The sequence below is a fragment of the Microbacterium sp. A20 genome, from assembly GCF_004794515.1.
Taxonomy (GTDB): Bacteria; Actinomycetota; Actinomycetes; order Actinomycetales; family Microbacteriaceae; genus Microbacterium.
In genome coordinates, this window is record NZ_SSDF01000078.1 from 1 (window position 1) to 1,416 (window position 1,416).

The 1,416-nt window shown below is 68.5% G+C and carries 1 protein-coding gene; it reads left to right on the forward strand.

Annotated features, from left to right (window positions below; translation table 11 throughout):
• Positions 1–235: 235 nt before the first annotated feature.
• Positions 236–1,213, forward strand: a complete 978-nt coding sequence (locus tag DW298_RS10675; protein ID WP_136042466.1) for a hypothetical protein — start codon at positions 236–238, stop codon at positions 1,211–1,213.
• The last annotated feature ends 203 nt before the right edge of the window (positions 1,214–1,416 follow it).

The window sequence follows — 1,416 nt, forward strand, 5'->3', positions numbered from 1 at the left end:
CCTCCCTCCCTCCCTCCCTCCCTCCCTCCCTTCCTCCCTCCCTTCCTCCCGTCCGCCGAGTGCACGGGTTGCTGCCGAGCGCACGACCTGTTCACGCGTGCGACCCGTGCACTCGGCAGCATCCGGTGCACTCGCGACTGGTCACTCCTCCTGCACAAAGAGCCGGGGACGCGAAGGAGAGCGGACGCGTTGGGGAAACCGGGGTTTGGGGATGGACGGGGGAGAACCATGGGGCATGCCGACGACGACTGCTCCCGTTCTCTCCCAGCTCGTGCGATCGCGGGCCGACCTCGTTCTGAACGGATGGACGGATCGCGGGATCGCCGCCGCGCTGCAGAGCGGAGCACTGTTCGCCATCCGGCGAGGATGGTTCATGGATGCCGTCGAGCGAGAGCCGCTGTGGCCGGAACAGAGGCACCATGCGCACGTCATCGCTGTGGCTCGCGATGCGAGCGGGCTCGCAGTCATGTCCCATACATCGGCGGCCGTGCTCTGGGGCCTTCCGCTATATGCGACGAGACTCCTGCGGGTGCACATGACGACTCCTTCTCCGCGGCGGATCTCGAGTGCTCCAGATGTGTTCCGTCATGTCGCGCCGCTCCCGTCTGTCGACGTCACGGTACGCGGCGGCATCCGGTGCACCACGTTGTCGCGCACGGTGTTCGATCTCATCCGAGTGCTGCCGGTCCCGGCTGCTGTGGCGCTGGCGGATGCCGCTGAGCGTCAGATGGCGGAGCGGCAGTGGGAGTGGGACATGGATGCCGTCCTCTCGTGGCGTGGTGAGCTCGCGACCAGGTTGACCGCCGCCGGGGGAGCTCGAGGGATCCGTCAGGCGCGATGGGTGGCGGACTTCGCCGACGGGCGGGCGCAGCTTCCCGGCGAAAGTGTGAGCCGGGTGCATCTACACAGACTCGGCTTCGCCGCTCCGGATCTGCAGGTGCCGATCGACGGACCTGACGGCCGCGCGTACTTCGTTGACTTCGGGCTCGCAGACGTCCGCAGCTTCGGCGAGTTCGACGGCAAGACGAAGTACCTCGACGAGGCTTTGCGTTCCGGCCGCACGGTCGAGCAGGTCCTCCTCGCGGAGAAGCAGCGCGAGGACTGGATCCGGGGTCGCACGCACTGGCGCTTCGCGCGATGGGGGACGGAGCACATCGCGACGTCCGCGGCTCTCGCCGCTCGACTCGCCTCCTTCCACATCACTCCTCCCTGACCCGCCCTGCACCGCCCCGCCCTGTCACGCCACGCCACGCCCTGCCACCCATCGCCGGGCGCACGGCTTGCGGCCGAGCGCACCGCATCTTCACGTCACCATCCCGTGCACTCGGCGACATCCCGTGCACTCGGCGATCGCGTCAGGAAGGGGAGAGGGAGAGGGGAGGGAGAGAGGGGGAGGGAGGGAGAGGGAGAGGGAGA

Bases quoted from the DNA above. Each gene is read 5' to 3' on its own strand.
- DW298_RS10675 (WP_136042466.1), top strand. From the start codon at position 236: ATGCCGACGACGACTGCTCCCGTTCTCTCCCAGCTCGTGCGATCGCGG.